Source organism: Rhodospirillaceae bacterium (genome assembly GCA_040219235.1).
Classification (GTDB): Bacteria; Pseudomonadota; Alphaproteobacteria; order Rhodospirillales; family Rhodospirillaceae; genus WLXB01.
The window spans coordinates 79,266-93,382 of record JAVJSV010000007.1; the positions used below are offsets into that span (position 1 = coordinate 79,266).

Below are 14,117 nucleotides of genomic sequence, written 5' to 3' on the forward strand. Positions count from 1 at the left end.
CTTGTCTTGGCGCGAGGCTCTCTCTCGACTAGTATTACAATGAATTGATAGCAGTTTATGAGTCTGACTCTAGGAATTACGCATGAAAACGTTGAGTTTAGTTGGTACCGTTCTTGGATTTCTTATGATTGGTGGCGCACACGCGCAACCACAAAACGGTGACGTGTCTCGTGGCGAATACCTGGCGCGAGCCGCAAACTGTGTCGCCTGCCATTCTACGCCTGGCAGTGAAGCCTTTGCAGGCGGTTTGCGCATGGCCACACCCATCGGCGAAATCTTTGTCACCAATATTACCCCTGATTCTGAAACAGGCATTGGCAATTACACTCTGGAAGACTTTGACGCTGCCGTTCGTTTAGGTGTTACGCCAGATGGGTACCGGTTATATCCGGCGATGCCATATCCGTCCTACGCCAAAATTTCCCCTGAAGATATCGAAGCCCTTTACGATTACTTCATGAATGAAGTGCCTGCGGTCCGCCAACCAAATACACCAAATGAAATTCCTTGGATTTTGAGTTTCAGATGGCCGCTGGCGATTTGGAACGTATTCTTCTTTGACGACGAGCACTATGTTGCGGATGCCAGCCAGAGTGAAGCCTGGAACCGTGGTGCCTATCTGGTGCAGGGCTTGGGCCATTGTGGGGCTTGTCACACTCCTCGCGGACTCGCCTGGAACGAAGTGGCGTTGAATGAAAAAGAGGATGGCTATCTTGCCGGTGCCTTTCTCGACAACTGGTATGCCTCTGATTTGACGCAGTCCAACCGGGCTGGTTTGGGCCGTTGGACCAAAGAAGATATTGCGACCTATATGAAAACAGGGCGCAATATGCATTCAACCGCCTTTGGCACCATGGATGAAGTGATCATCAACAGCACACAATACCTGAGCGATGAAGACCTTGATGGTATGGCGACGTATTTAGCCTCGTTAAGCCCCGCACATGATGATGGTGAATATGTCTATGATGAGTCAACGGTGGCTCTACTCAGAAGTCCAGAACGCAGGTCAACGCCAGGCGCAATGCTGTACATGCAAAACTGCGAATCCTGTCATGTCGATACGGGTAAGGGCTACCCGCCCTACCTGCCGCCGTTGGCCGGTAATCCGCCGGTGATGGATCCAGACCCAGCATCGCTGATCAACATTGTGTTGAATGGCTCCTCCCGATTGATTGTCGACGGCACACCAGATGCCTACCGGATGCCCGGATACCGCACGTCTCTCAATGATCAGCAGATCGCTGATATTGTCTCGTTCATGCGGGAAGGCTGGGGAAACAATGCGTCTGCAGTCACTGCGGAGCAGGTGTCCACTTTAAGGGTGCTTACTGAGCCTGCCGTCGACCGCATGCCAGTGCTGAGAATGAAGTAGGATTTGTGAGCGCTGAGACCTTCGATTAGGGGGCGCTGCTGCTTACCAGGTGCCTTGATCTGGCATGGAGACCCAAGGCTCTTTTGGGGGCTGTGGGCCGCCTTTCTGCAGTAGCTCGAAGGATATGCCGTCAGGCGACTTGACGAAGGCCATAAACCCGTCTCTCGGGGGGAGGTTGAGGGTCAGCCCCTTATCCACCAGTTCCTGACAGGTTTTGTAAATATCTTCCACTTGATAGGCCACATGGCTGAAGCCCGCGTATTTCTCGCGGTCTTCTGCGTCGTGATAGTAAACCACTTCAATCTGGGCTTGATCATCTCCGGGCATAGCCAGGAAGATAATGTCACAAGGACGTTGATGTCCCTTAAAACGCCGCACTTCAACCATACCCATCTGGCCACAGTAGAAATTGAGAGCTTCATCCAAATCCGGAACCCGGACGGCGGTGTGCAGGTATTTCATGAGGAAGACAAAAAATTAGCCAGCTACCCGGTTGAGCAGCTGGCTATTTTTTTGATTATTCGCCAAGATTTTCGCGGGGTGTTGGCGGAACCCAACTCATCTCGCCATCTTTGAAGCGCTCAATAGCAGCTTGCAAAATGTCATGGGCTTCACAGCCACGGGGACAGATATTAGATAATTTCTCAAGGTTCGCCTGCGCGGCGGCTTGATCCCCCATCTTCAGGTACAACTCGCCTTGATATTCCAAAGCCCCTTGATGTGTTGGGTCTGAGGCCAAGGCGGCATTGTAGGTTTCCATGGCTTCTTCATGACGCCCCATACTGCGCAGGCTGTAAGCTTTAAGGGTCAGCGCTTCAGCATTCTCCGGGTACCACTCAATAACTTCATAATCGAGATATGAAATGGCTTTTTGATACTCACCGGAATCAATCATTTCCTGAACTTCAGTGAAGTCCAGGTCGTCTTCCAGCGGAAAGTCTACGCCGGCAATGGCCCAGGCTTGACTGGTCAGTCCACCGACAACAGCCAGAGCAATGGCACCGGTGCATGTTGCGGACACAAAATTCGTAAGTCTGCGAATCATCTCACATTCCTTATTGAGTACGCCCGTCAGGAGACGGATTTAATAATACGGTACGAACCATTCGGGTCGCATTCTATTGAGTTTAGATAAGTACGTTTGTTGATCGACTCAAGTCTCCGACCAAACTATGCCTAATGCCGACAGCTTAATACTAGCGGTTTTCGCGGGTGAAGGCGGCCGACACCGGCAAATCCCCTTCACGCAGCAGCGGTGAGTAGGTCAGATCGATAAAGCGATCACGGTCCTTCTGCCATTCCGCTTCTTGCTCGGCGGTGGGCATAAAGGTTTCGATCATTTCAGCGGTGACGCCTTTCTCGGCGAGCAGGGCTTCCACAACCTTCATCCGGCGGCGGTTGGACCATACTTCAGCGCCCAGGGCGATCAGGCTGGTCATCATGTTGTCGAGAACGGGATTGCCGAGGAATACGGCGCGTTCCACATCCGATGGAATGAAGTCCGACGCATAAGTCGGGCGATCTGTCTTGAGTTTACTCGTGGTTGTGTTGGCCATTTTTCCCTCTCCTGATGCTGACTTTAGCTGAGTTCATACGCCAAAAGTGGCGGATTTATGTTTAAATATACTGCGGGGCGGGGTTGGGATGCAATTGAAGTTGTCCAATGGTCATTCTCTGGACCAAAGCGATCTGCTCTCCCTGGACCAGAGCGGCTCGTTTCCCCAATCCTGCGATTCAGATTTCTCTAACTATCTGATAAATAAAGAGAAAAAACCATCAGTCCGAAAAAGAAAGCCATCGCGAAGGATAGACCCCTCGGGCATTGTCGACCCAACCTTCAACATTCGTCCTTACCAAACGCCGCCCGAAGTAGAAATAGAGGGGAATCATGGGGTGCTCGGCCAGGGCTTGTGTCTCTGCGTCATAGGTCAATCTGGCGCGTTCTTCGGGGTCGTTCGTGCGCCAGGCTTTCACAAACAGGTCATTGAAAACTTTGCTATCATACTGAGTGAAGTTTCTTGAACTCAGATCAGACTGAATGAACTGCAGGAACGCGGTTGCGTCATAGTTACCGGCAACATGCAAATAGCGTGCGACATCAAAATTGTTGCTCATACGGTCGGCGGCGAGAATTTTACGTTCTGTATTGAGAAGCTCTGTTTCTACGCCAATTTGCCGCCACATGGCGGCGATTGCCGCCGCCTGCCGCGCCTGAAGGTCTTGCGTGTTGTATCGCACCGGCACCACCAGAGGATTGTCTGGCGTAAACCCTGCCTCCACTAGAAGACGCTTAGCTTCGGTGCGTCGTTCTTCTATAGTCCAAGCTGCAAAGTCAGCTTCTGGCTGGTTTGGGTAATAACGCACTGTCGCCGGGATGTAGCTATACGCAGGTATTTCACCGGTTCTAAGGACGCGATTAACCAGTGTGTCCCGGTCTATAGCCATTGAGAGCGCACGTCGTACACGCACATCATCAAACGGAGGCCGTTTTGTATTGAACAGATAAAATTCTGTCGTCAGCCCCGGCGTAACCCGCAGCGTCTCGGGCATGGTTTCTTCAATAAAGCTGAGTTGGTTGGGTGGAAAAGAAACCAAAGCATTCAACTCGCCGGACTGGAATCTGCGGAATCCGGTGTTCAAATCTTCGGATGGCACATGGTAAACCTCGTCCAGCATCACGTTTTCCGCATCGTAAAAGTTATCGTTTTTGACCAGCTTCACATGAGATCCCGGCGACCATTCCGCCAATTTAAACGGGCCGTTGATCACCATGTTCTCCGGGCGGGTCCAGTTGTTGCCATATTTTTCGACGACGTGCTTTGGAACAGGGCGCGCATCGATGGCAAGAACGTCTAAGAAGTAGGGCGCAGGATAGGCGAGCCGGATCATCAGCGTGTCTGAATCAATCACTTCAACGCCCAGTCGCTCAACAGGAAGTTCCCCTTTGCTGATGGCTTCGGCATTGACGATGGGCCGAAAATACTCGGCTGTCCGAGATGCCATTACGGGGTCAAGTTGACGATGAAAGGTGTAGAGAAAATCGTAGGCATCTATTGGTGTGCCGTCCGACCAAAGTAAGCCATCGCGCATGTTAAACGTGTAAGTTAGGCCATCCTCACTGATGCTCCAGGATTCGGCAGACCCAGGAATGGCATCATCATTCGCGGCGGTCGTTGCCAGTGGCAAAAACATGTCCGTCATTATTGTAGACTCGAACGCACTGAGAATTTTATGTGGGTCGAGACTTTCAGGGTCTCCGGCACCACCACGGCGGAACGTGCGCAGGTCTTGTGCCGCGACGGTTATCGAAAACAGGGCGGTGCAAAGGAGTAAAGATACACTGCGAAACATAACGTGATTAATTGTCATCTCTTTTCCTGCACTCCACAGTTTAGCGTTACGGCGTATCGGGTGCCCTAAATTTGGTTGTGCCATCTGGTCCCGCACCGACACGAAAGGACTGGGTTGTGTCAGTGCCGAGGTTGTAGTGCTGCACACATAATTCTCTAAAATCGCGCAGACGGTACCACGATGTGCAGATCGCATCACCCTTGATGACCCAAATGCCATCTTCATTCAGCCCTGTTTCCCAGGTCACGGTCGCGTTTCCGCCCGCTTTATAATGAATAGTGCCTTCCATCAGCCGATTAAAGCGCACCCATTCGCCAAATCGTCCCGGATTAAAAAACGCTTTCAGTTCGGCTTCTGTCATGGGTTTAGCCCCCGGCTCAAATAAGGTGATCAGTTGTCCTGATCCCCCAGGCGATTTGACCATGACCGCCCGAACTGCGCCGTAAGGTTCTAAGAACAGAATGTGTTGCGGCTGGGCGAGCGGAATACCTGCCGCGTCCAGGCGCTCCAAAACATGGTCCAGATCAGGCACAGGTATACGGAGTGTCGTGATGCCTAGATTGGGTGGCACTATCTGGGGCTCGAAATCAAAGCCGGTCGCTGTCATCCATTGCCGCGCGCCAAGAGATTGTTTGGTTTCAGCGGGAAACATAATGTTCGCTTGCCGGTATCCTGCTCCCTCGGATGTGTTGTTAGGAAGTCCGTAATCGTTGGGGCCGATGGCGTCTGTCTGCGGGCGCTCTCGCAGACCCAGGCCCCTAAACTCAAGGGCGTCCGCATAAAAACTGTACCATGCTTCCAGGTCGGACACGATTTGATAACCGGTTTCTATATGCGTGGCACCGTCGAACTCTGGCCACCCGGACAGCGGTGGCGCCTGGCGTTCCTGAAACGAAATTACCAAATCATCTGGGCCGATCATGATCTGACTTTTGCCCCGAACGTCCTCTCCACGGGCGTAGGTGGATTGTACCCCAGGGGCTGTCCAGCCAATGGCGCGCAGTCCGGCTTCGGTGGCGTCTAAATCTTTCACCAAAAGGTTGAGATTGAACAGGCCGCCCGTATCCCACCAGCGGCCGCCCGGGCGCATCAGAACTTGCACCGGGACATCCAAATCCACCAATCGCACATACCCAAACTGTGACGCGGCATTACCAACCAACACTTCCCGGCCTGTTGTGCCAAATGGGAGGCCCCACAGGCGAATGACCGTCGGGTCAATTTGACCGTCGTGTTTTACGCTCCACTTAAAGACATCGGTGAAGGCTGGAAGAATCAGGTCGATGTCTGACACGCTCACAACAAACTCTTGCAGGCGAGATCCACTGACTTCTTGAAGCGCGTATGGATCATCAGATGTGTCTTTAGCCTCAGCCGCTGAAAGCAAGGCAAACGAGAGTAAAGCCCCCATAATTCTGACAGATTGTTTTTTCATCCTACCTTCCCCTACACTCAGTCACAGTTGTGCAACTTTAACACTGTTAGCGTTGATCAAATGAAGCCATTTCTGAGCACGCGTAAATCTGCAACAAGACTGTTATGTCCAATTTGGATGGTCTTTGGGCTGGCCGTTCCCGCCCAAGCCGCGCCCCTGATGGATGAAAATATCTGCCGGCTTGAAAATATGGGAAACACTAAATCTTCCATTGCCCTCAATGAGATCAGTGCCGCATGCAACTTTTTATCTCAGCAGGTGGCGAGTCTGATCGGCAATCACAAACAGAGGGTTTTTTCCGAGTGTGTATTGAAGTACTTGCCTGGCACCGAGGGTAATCTAAATGCCAACGAGTTGGTGCGCTCGTGCCGTCAGATGTCTTGGGATTCAAAACTGTTTCCCTAAAAAGCCTTATTCTGCGACGATTCGGTTGCGGCCACCATGTTTGGCTGCGTATAGCCGTTCGTCTGCAACCTGGCTCACTTCTGCGCTTGTGGCGAGCGCTGGAAACGCAGCAACGCCAGCGGAAAAGGTAACTGAAAACGAGCCATTCTCCGTTTCGTGCACCATGGCGGCGCACGTTTCTCTCAATTCCTCAAGAATTGCTGTCGCAGTCTTGATGGTTGTGTTGGTCATGACGATGGCAAATTCTTCGCCCCCATAGCGGCCAATGTGGTCAGCGCGACGCAAGCGGTTACGCAGCATATGGGTGACCCGCAACAAAACCTGATCACCGACGGCGTGTCCGTAGGTGTCGTTGACCTTTTTAAAGAAATCGATATCAACCATCGCCATCACGACCTCGGTTTTGGTCCGGGCTGCGGCACTGATCTCACGATCAAGCGCACGCAGGATATTGGTATGATTCAAAAGCCCCGTCAGGCTGTCTCTGTCCGTTAATTTTTTGAGGTCCCGATAGCGATGGGCTCGACTTGTGACGGCCGAGACCAGTTGACTGGGTTTCAGTGGTTTAACCAAAAAGTCGTCAGCTCCCAGGTGGCGTGCCTCAAGTTGTAAGGAGATGCGGCTCTCCGTCGACAGGAATAGGATCGGCACTGTTGTATAAGCCGGAAACTGCCGAACCATCTGTGCCAGTTCCAGCCCTGTACAAGAGCCCAGGTACAAGTCCATGACAACGATGTCCGCGGTCATGCTGGCCAATTCATTGAGCAGCGTATCCGGATTATTCACGACCCGGACGTTCATGCCTGCATGCTCAAGGGTGAACTGGTAAAACTTTGCGAGTGTTTGGTCATCCTCGGCGATAACCACGCTAAGGGGATGGCCGGTCAAGCGTTCTTCTATGGCGCTCAGTCGGGCATAAATTTCTTCGCGGTCTATGGGGGTCACGATGAAGTCAGAGGCGCCGCCACGTACGGCGGCCAGTCGTTCTGAAAAGCCACCATGTTCGCCGACGACGATGATCGGAATGCGCTCAGAAAGTGCAAGTTTTTCCAACCATTTCCGCGCATCCGGCAAAGTTTTGACAGCCGTCAGGAGTGCTGCAGGATCACCGGCAAGAACTGCGGGCGGAGGAGCGCCATCTGCAACCGTTGTGACTTCATACCCGATGTCGTTCAGCGCGGCTAAGTCCTGCTTATGCCCATCGAGGTCTCCGAGAAGGAGGACATGAAATACTTCCGGCTGTCCGTTTCGATCGCGTGGCGCATATACATCATCAAGTACGACGTGTTCACCGGGGATATCCACGGCGCGTTCTAAATCGGCGATGAGCAAATCTATTTGATCAATCTCTTCCTGCGTAAAGGGTGTTTGGTTTTCTTGCAGCAGGCGGAATAATCCATCTAGTGGTGCTGCCGTCTGGCTGATACGGGGAAACCCCAAACTCTTTCCGGTTCCAGCTAGGCTGTGCGCGATATCTTGAATGCGCGAAATACCGGTTAAGGTTGTAACACGGTCTGCGTCTCGGGGCAGTGAGACCCACGTGTCGCGTAATTCCCCGACACTGGCTTTTAGGGTTGATGCAAACTCAGCGCTGAGGGCGCGAATACGCTCAGCAAGGTCATTGTCGCTGCTAAATCCTGAGGCGCCGGATGGTGCCGCCATGGCCACCCCTCCCACGCGAATGTCCAATAAGAGCCTAACGTGACGCGTCACTTCGCAGGGGTCAACAGTATGTTGGATTTGTGGCCCATGATGTTGCATCCATTCGGTTTGTGTGGTGTTTCAACTGCTGATTTTAATAGAGGTGTAAGACTCTATATGATCAGCTAAGGGCTACAGCCTTGAGTCTATTATAAAAAAAGCGGACATTAGCGTGAACATTTGATCCGGGGGGGGCCCGAGTCGATTTTAAGATGAAAAGGGGCAAGTGTGAACGAGACGTCTGATCCCGTCGCTGAACAAGATCAGTTGCTGCAGGACGTTTTTTTCGAATTGCCCCTAGCCAATTGGGGGATGTTCGATAGTCAGTCCCTACAGCAGTCAAAAATTGTGCTTCTGAATGATCTTATGCCTGTTGTTGATATGTTCAATGATGCTGGCGTAGGGATTGGTGCGCGGACATCGACAGAAATTATTTCTGAATTGCGTCTATCGGATAAAGATCGGACACGTCTTGTCGCGTTGCTGGGTGCGCGCAGCTACGATGTTTATTCCGTGCGTGCGGCCATGAGCGACCAACTGTCAGATGAGGAACTGGCGCGCATTAGTATTCCGGATGCCGAGAAGAAACGCTTACAGTTTTACTTGAATAACTATTCCAGAGGGTTGTTGAACGTCATTCTTGAAGGAACTGATATCGAGATTACAGATCGCTCATCCCTGACAACCATTCTCGACGGCACGAACCGGGAAAAAGTATTAAAAAATCTTATCGATATCGCGGAACGTTTACGGATTGAGCCCGAGGAGATCGTCAACTACATCAGTAAGCTCTCAGAGCTTATTCTTGCGCTGTCCTACTATCACCGTGTCTATGACTGCATGATCGAAGAGCTTAAAGAATTACTTCTGGAAGTGCGCAAGATGCAAAAGGATCAAACTCTCTGTTTGCGGTTTCCCGGTCTTCGGGATGACGCCACCGAGGTTCTGGAATACGGTCGAGATACGCTTGCCGGACTTAATACGTATTTTAACAAGTTCAAAAGGGTCGAGCGGTTTCTAGAGAAAGAAATCACACCAGAGAAATTTAAAATTTTACGCGATAGCGTAGAGACTCACTTCCGCGCCATCGGCAATGTATTGTGTTTTTGGCAAATCAAAGTTGATGCATGGCGTCACAAATTTATTGATAGCCGTGGACGCTTAAAAGACTCAACGTCAGAACAGCGATACAACTACTTTAAAGAAGAACTTCACTACAATATTTATCTCATTCAAAAGACTCTGGACACGGTAAAAACGGCGGAGATTCCGCTCTAATTTAGAAACAGGGAGTACGACATGAAAGCACAACTCTTGGCTGCCGCAGTTGCAGTTAGCACAACCCTTAACCCAGGGTTTGCATCTTCAGAAACGCTCGAACCCTGGTGGTCGCAGGAGGTTACGGAATGCGATCTCCAAACTTCACATGGCTTAGATCCATTTCACGTTGCACCGCCGGTGTCTCGCAGCACTATGGATTTTGAGAAGGCTCAAGCGGCCTGTGAAGAGGCCGTTCGGTTGGATCCTGAAAATCCTCGTCTTAACTACCAACTGGGACGTGTCTATGGCTATAGCGGTCAGTGGGAAAAGGCGATGCCGTACCGCCTTAAGGCTGTTGAAGCTGAATATCCACAGTCCCTGTTCGTTATTGGGTACCTCTATTTCTCTGGTACAACCATCGACGAAAAGAACCCCTGCAAAACTGTAACCATGTGGCGTCGGGCTGCACAACTCGGGCGCTTAGCCGCTCAGGTGGCCTTGCCGCGCCATTATGTTCGGGGTGATTTTGCTGCGTGCGGTGTTGATATCCCTAAGGCCGAACTTGCTGGCTACTTGGAGGATGCGGACGCCCAAACGGATGACTTTTACACGTCGATGCTGATTGAAGACCTCAAAGCTGAAGTCGGCGGTTAGAGGTCTGAGTCAGGTCAACTCGAATTAGTTCGTCAAGCTTGCATTGTATTGAGACACCATGTCCTTGGCCAGTTTGCGGCCATCGACATGGATGTCAGTGGCGGCCAGTTTCTTTGCGTCCATATCAAAAGCACAGGTGACGTTACGATTTTCCTCGAACCCGCTTTCGCGCATGGCTGTAAACCGCACGTAGACTTCCGGTTTGGGATTATCCTGAGTTGTATAATCAATAATATCTGTGATCTCGAACTTATCATAGGCATCGGTTTTAAACTGCATGGCAACGTCTTCGCAGAAACCGGCATAGTCTTCTGAACAGGCCGACAGACCAAAGCCAACACATACAGCCACGCACCAATGCAAACGCATTTTTGAATATCCCCCGCTTCAGTCTCACGTCTTTATTGGGAACTTTGCCCCACTTGTTAAGCCTACAGTTACATATCAGGCGTGAAAAAAACAGACTGTTCGCGCAGGTTTGTTTTGGGATTTTATTCGGGTGGCATATCCCTGGCCCACAATGTTTCGGGATCAATGTAGGCTCCGGTCCATTCGGTGGGAGCGGTCATGAAGTCCGGAAAGCGCGACTCTGCATAAGCTGGTATCGCACTCGGAACATCATCCAGCGTTCGTGCTTTCTTGGAAACATCACGACGGTATGTGCGGCCAGGATCTTGGCCCATGAGCATCCAGGGGTACCAGGGGCCATGTCGCTGTCCCATGGTCAGGGCTTGCACTGATGTTAAATCAGGGTCTTCCACCTCATCGCGTCGGGCGATCAACTGTGCTTGCTGGTTCTTATAGTAGGTCTTGCCGACCGAGGCTCGGGGCCATTTATCTGGCGTAATTGGGTTGTCCTTGACGATCTTGCCATCCGACCAGCGAATGACATCATTGCCATCGATCATCCATTCCACGCGCAGTTTGGTGTGGTCATTGATCGGCGACATTGGTTTGACAATCGTATGTAAGGTCGAGGCGTAATTCACAACCTCAACCTCTTTCTCAAGCCATGGATTGTACCAGTTATCTAAAACCGCTTCGGTTTCAAGGTCCAAATAACAAATCGTAAAGTTGGACATGTTCTTATACGAGCCATCCGTTTGCTTGTAGGAGCGGCTGAACGCGAGCGTTCCTGCATAAAACATCGGCTCCAAAATCTTACCGTCTTCAAAAATCGCGTGAACAATGCCTTTCATCCAGCTGATGGTTTCTTTGCCGTCTTCCAGGTCGCCTGTCATTTTCATCAGCGCATACAGCTGGTCTTGCGGATCTTTGAAATCCAGCTGCCGTTTTGCAGAGGCTTTGCTCGCTTGGGCACCAACTGCCGTTGAGAGAAGACCGGCTGTTGCACCTAAGGCTGTGCGACGAGTGGCTTTTGCTGCGACAGGTTTTGTCATTTTCAGAGCTCCTGCTGGGCTTCTGTTCTCTTCGCTAGGGGTGTTGTCCCAAAGCATCAAGACGCGTGCGCTCGTTCAACAAGTCAATAATGATCCCTTCGGGAGCTGCTGTACAGCCATCCTGAATCATCTTTCCCAAGTTGGTAAGGCTCCGGTCACTCAGCACAGCGGTACCATGCATATGATTGAAGTACCCATCCAGCCACGCCAGAAGAAAAGAGAACTCTTCTTCGTTGAGGTCGCTGAGGTGCATACATCCGATCTCATCCATTTGAATTGGGGCGTCAGTCTCATCGCCAAACGCATGACTGCTGACACAGAGAAAGACCAGGATTGGGAGAAAAAATGCAGGCCGCATGTAAGTGAGTTCCTAGCTGGCTCCCTAAAACGTACCACGAACGCTGAAGCCGTAAAATCCACCAAGTTTTTGCGTTCTGAACTCGCTCTGTAAAACCTCACCGTCTGCTTGAGAAGTTAAAAAGACTGTGCGCGACCGCTTGGTCTTCGGCTGAAGTAAGTTACCCCAAAACAGGCGTCCCACGATTCCATTTTCAAATCGGCGCTCCAAAAAGATGCGCATATCCGGGCCGGTTGTTTCCCGTTCAAAAGACTCAAAATCGCTGGTGATCTCCGGGCCATTTTTGGCGAGGACCACGCCATAAGAGATGCCCCACGCCTGCACATCATGGCGTGCATCAAGGCTGAATTCGTATTTCTCCTGGTCAGAAAAGCGGCGCTTAAGCCCAGTAAAGGGGTCAAGCACGCTGGAGTCTTGCCAGAGGAAAGAGGCCGAGATGACGCCGTCGATCAAACCGAGTTGGCGTAGTTGCAAGCTGGTTTCAATCTCAGCGCCATAATGCTTGCCTGGCCCTAGGTTGCCAGGGGCTGAGTCTGCTGTACCGAAGGGAACAATATCACTGACATCGCTGACATCACGGTAAAATGCGCGCAAATTTATGACGCCGGCTTGGTTTGCCAGGCGGTGCTCCGTACCAATCTCAAAGTCCCAGGACTTTTCTGGCGCCAAATCTGGGTTGCCCGCATCAATCTGACCGTCATCCCGATCCAGGTCAGCGATGAAATCATCAAACTCAAGTTGACCAATATCCCGTCTGATGGAGCCGAAAACCTGCGTTCTGTCGCTGGCTTTGTAATAAACATCCAAGCTGGGTTTTACGAATTTGAATTTCCGATTGGTATCAACATCTGTACCGAGTTGGTCAAGCCAAGAAAACTCTGCGGCGACGCCGGTTTCTATTTCCCAAGCGTTTGTTGGTCGCCAACTATGACTGGCGAAGGTCTCAACACGATCTTCTGAGACCACTTGGTCGGCATTAAAAACGTCTATGGAAGTGCGTATGCCGCCGATCGTTTGAAAGAACTGTTGGGTCTTGTCCAAGGCGTTAATCGCCCCTTCAACACCCACTTCAAGGCTATGCTTTTCCGCGATGGCCCAATCCACCGTGCCACGCACAATTTTCTCAGTCGCTTTTTCATCCCGCGTGTCATCGTTGGTTAAAACTGCGTCATCCGGATTTACAAAAAAACTAAACCCATCATTTTGACGGTCTTCTTGATCAACTGCATACACAAACAGCGTTTTGAAGGTCATGGAAGCGGAGAGGGGGACAGTGTAATCACCGGTGAGTTCATATTGCAGGTCGCGTCCCGTCAGTTCACGAACAGTCCCACCATCCGCACTATTATTGCCAAAGTTATCCACATTGAAGGCAAATTCTGTGTCGGACTGTTTGGTAATCGGGCGGTTTTCAATAAAACCGCTGAGTTGGGCCTGATGGTTGTTGCCAAAGTTATAGGCAACACGCCCGCGCCCAATGTAGCGCCGGCTTTTCATGCTCCGCCGTTCCGTACGCTCGATAAACAATTGACCATCTGGATCAGACAGAAATTCACGCTCTAAACGGGGCAATTGTTGTGGGCGTGTCTCACCGGATAACGTGTAACTCCACTTGCCAGTCTCACCACTGATTGAGCCGGCTAGCGTCGGCATATTTTTGCCATCTGTAAACGAAACGTTGCCAACGCTCCACGTGCCGCCGATGCCACCCGTATCAGACAGCACAACGTTAATGACGCGGCTGCCCACATCCGCATCAATCTCGCGCACATTACCGGTGATGATTTCAATGCGCTCAACTTGGCTAGCCGGAATGCGCTCAAAGTAGTCGGCAATGCTATTGCCTTTGGTCGTCAGCCGCTTGCCGTTAATCAGAACTTGTGTGGTTTGCGACCTCAGTCCACGGCGGTCGTCATCTCCGGAGAGGGTTCCTCCGGAATCATTCAGGACCACAGATGCGCCCGGAACACGTTCCAGCATATCTTTGGCGTGGCTGGGGCGATAAGGAACAAAGAACTCGGGTTCGTAGACCGTGATGCCATCTTCAGCCTGAGGCAGGGCGTCTGGAAGTGTTTGAGAGTAGGCCGGTGATCCCGACAGATGCGTAAGACCCGTCATACAGGTCGCCAATAACATCAACTTATATAGGCGCAACCTGATACCCCCGATATTGACGCG

The 14,117-nt window shown here is 51.4% G+C and carries 13 protein-coding genes; 3 read left to right on the top strand and 10 right to left on the bottom strand.

Annotated features, from left to right (window positions below; all coding sequences use genetic code 11):
• Window positions 1–82 precede the first annotated feature (82 nt).
• A complete protein-coding gene (locus tag RIC29_02550) occupies window positions 83–1,375 on the top strand; it encodes a cytochrome c (GenBank protein MEQ8733774.1) in 1,293 nt (430 codons plus the stop codon).
• A 42-nt stretch (window positions 1,376–1,417) separates the two neighbouring features.
• Here RIC29_02550 and RIC29_02555 read toward each other — a convergent pair whose 3' ends face one another.
• From RIC29_02555 to RIC29_02580, 6 genes are all read right to left on the bottom strand, one after another.
• Window positions 1,418–1,837 (bottom strand): VOC family protein, encoded by a 420-nt coding sequence (locus tag RIC29_02555; GenBank protein MEQ8733775.1) that lies wholly within the window; start codon window positions 1,835–1,837, stop codon window positions 1,418–1,420.
• A 55-nt stretch (window positions 1,838–1,892) separates the two neighbouring features.
• Window positions 1,893–2,420: a tetratricopeptide repeat protein gene (locus tag RIC29_02560; GenBank protein MEQ8733776.1), complete on the bottom strand. Its 528-nt coding sequence runs from the start codon at window positions 2,418–2,420 to the stop codon at window positions 1,893–1,895.
• 151 nt (window positions 2,421–2,571) lie between these two features.
• Entirely contained in the window at window positions 2,572–2,931 is a 360-nt protein-coding gene (locus RIC29_02565; GenBank protein ID MEQ8733777.1) for a hypothetical protein, read from the bottom strand.
• Window positions 2,932–3,151: 220 nt separating this feature from the next.
• On the bottom strand, window positions 3,152–4,744 hold the full coding sequence (locus RIC29_02570; GenBank protein MEQ8733778.1) for a peptide ABC transporter substrate-binding protein: 1,593 nt from the start codon (window positions 4,742–4,744) through the stop codon (window positions 3,152–3,154).
• Between the two features lie 28 nt (window positions 4,745–4,772).
• A complete protein-coding gene (locus RIC29_02575) occupies window positions 4,773–6,161 on the bottom strand; it encodes a hypothetical protein (GenBank protein MEQ8733779.1) in 1,389 nt (462 codons plus the stop codon).
• A 411-nt stretch (window positions 6,162–6,572) separates the two neighbouring features.
• Window positions 6,573–8,228, bottom strand: a complete 1,656-nt coding sequence (locus RIC29_02580) for a diguanylate cyclase (GenBank protein ID MEQ8733780.1) — start codon at window positions 8,226–8,228, stop codon at window positions 6,573–6,575.
• A 267-nt stretch (window positions 8,229–8,495) separates the two neighbouring features.
• Between RIC29_02580 and RIC29_02585 the strand changes: the two genes are divergently transcribed.
• Window positions 8,496–9,545 carry a hypothetical protein gene (locus RIC29_02585; GenBank protein ID MEQ8733781.1) on the top strand — a complete coding sequence of 350 codons (1,050 nt, stop codon included), beginning with the start codon at window positions 8,496–8,498 and terminating at the stop codon, window positions 9,543–9,545.
• Window positions 9,546–9,566: 21 nt separating this feature from the next.
• A complete protein-coding gene (locus tag RIC29_02590) occupies window positions 9,567–10,181 on the top strand; it encodes a tetratricopeptide repeat protein (protein MEQ8733782.1) in 615 nt (204 codons plus the stop codon).
• A gap of 24 nt (window positions 10,182–10,205) precedes the next feature.
• Here RIC29_02590 and RIC29_02595 read toward each other — a convergent pair whose 3' ends face one another.
• The 4 genes from RIC29_02595 to RIC29_02610 form a co-directional block, all read right to left on the bottom strand.
• Window positions 10,206–10,550: a hypothetical protein gene (locus RIC29_02595; GenBank protein ID MEQ8733783.1), complete on the bottom strand. Its 345-nt coding sequence runs from the start codon at window positions 10,548–10,550 to the stop codon at window positions 10,206–10,208.
• A 122-nt stretch (window positions 10,551–10,672) separates the two neighbouring features.
• Entirely contained in the window at window positions 10,673–11,581 is a 909-nt protein-coding gene (locus RIC29_02600) for a DUF1838 family protein (protein ID MEQ8733784.1), read from the bottom strand.
• A gap of 34 nt (window positions 11,582–11,615) precedes the next feature.
• Complete coding sequence (locus tag RIC29_02605; protein ID MEQ8733785.1) at window positions 11,616–11,939, bottom strand: HdeA/HdeB family chaperone; 324 nt, start codon at window positions 11,937–11,939, stop codon at window positions 11,616–11,618.
• Window positions 11,940–11,963: 24 nt separating this feature from the next.
• Entirely contained in the window at window positions 11,964–14,057 is a 2,094-nt protein-coding gene (locus RIC29_02610) for a TonB-dependent receptor (GenBank protein MEQ8733786.1), read from the bottom strand.
• Window positions 14,058–14,117: the final 60 nt, after the last annotated feature.

Bases quoted from the DNA above. Each gene is read 5' to 3' on its own strand.
- RIC29_02550 (MEQ8733774.1), top strand. From the start codon at position 83: ATGAAAACGTTGAGTTTAGTTGGTACCGTTCTTGGATTTCTTATGATT.
- RIC29_02555 (MEQ8733775.1), bottom strand. From the start codon at position 1,837: ATGAAATACCTGCACACCGCCGTCCGGGTTCCGGATTTGGATGAAGCT.
- RIC29_02560 (MEQ8733776.1), bottom strand. From the start codon at position 2,420: ATGATTCGCAGACTTACGAATTTTGTGTCCGCAACATGCACCGGTGCC.
- RIC29_02565 (MEQ8733777.1), bottom strand. From the start codon at position 2,931: ATGGCCAACACAACCACGAGTAAACTCAAGACAGATCGCCCGACTTAT.
- RIC29_02570 (MEQ8733778.1), bottom strand. From the start codon at position 4,744: ATGACAATTAATCACGTTATGTTTCGCAGTGTATCTTTACTCCTTTGC.
- RIC29_02575 (MEQ8733779.1), bottom strand. From the start codon at position 6,161: ATGAAAAAACAATCTGTCAGAATTATGGGGGCTTTACTCTCGTTTGCC.
- RIC29_02580 (MEQ8733780.1), bottom strand. From the start codon at position 8,228: ATGGCGGCACCATCCGGCGCCTCAGGATTTAGCAGCGACAATGACCTT.
- RIC29_02590 (MEQ8733782.1), top strand. From the start codon at position 9,567: ATGAAAGCACAACTCTTGGCTGCCGCAGTTGCAGTTAGCACAACCCTT.
- RIC29_02595 (MEQ8733783.1), bottom strand. From the start codon at position 10,550: ATGCGTTTGCATTGGTGCGTGGCTGTATGTGTTGGCTTTGGTCTGTCG.
- RIC29_02600 (MEQ8733784.1), bottom strand. From the start codon at position 11,581: ATGACAAAACCTGTCGCAGCAAAAGCCACTCGTCGCACAGCCTTAGGT.
- RIC29_02605 (MEQ8733785.1), bottom strand. From the start codon at position 11,939: ATGCGGCCTGCATTTTTTCTCCCAATCCTGGTCTTTCTCTGTGTCAGC.
- RIC29_02610 (MEQ8733786.1), bottom strand. From the start codon at position 14,057: ATGACGGGTCTTACGCATCTGTCGGGATCACCGGCCTACTCTCAAACA.